At 73.8% G+C, this 389-nt stretch carries 1 pseudogene; it reads right to left on the bottom strand.

The annotated features are described in order from the left end of the window. Positions 1-389: pseudogene (locus HA630_RS26770) on the bottom strand (ammonium transporter); the annotation flags it as partial.

Below are 389 nucleotides of genomic sequence, written 5' to 3'. Positions count from 1 at the left end.
CAGACGCCGGCCACCAGGTGCGCCGGGATGGCGCCCACCGCGTCGTCGATGCGGTGGCGCAGCAGGGCCTCGCTGGCCCAGGCCATCAGGCCGGCGCCCACCGCGCCGACCAGCAGCGCCTCCAGCGGCGACACCGCGTGGGCCCCGGCGGTGACGGCCACCAGCCCGGCGATCAGGCCGTTGATGAGGTACATCGTCTCGTAGTAGCCGTGCCAGACGCGGCCCAGCACCAGCCCGGTGGCGCAGCCGGCGGTGGCGGCCAGGGTGGTGTTGACGAGGATGCCCGGCACCGCGTCGGTGAAGCCCAGCGTGCTGCCGCCGTTGAAGCCGATCCAGCCGAAAAACAGCAACAGGCAGCCCAGCATGGCCAGCGGCAGGTTGCCGGCGGG

The sequence above is a fragment of the Aquabacterium sp. A08 genome (assembly GCF_011742065.1).
The sequence above is the reverse complement of the archived record's forward strand: the minus strand, read 5'-3'. Positions and strand labels throughout refer to the sequence as shown.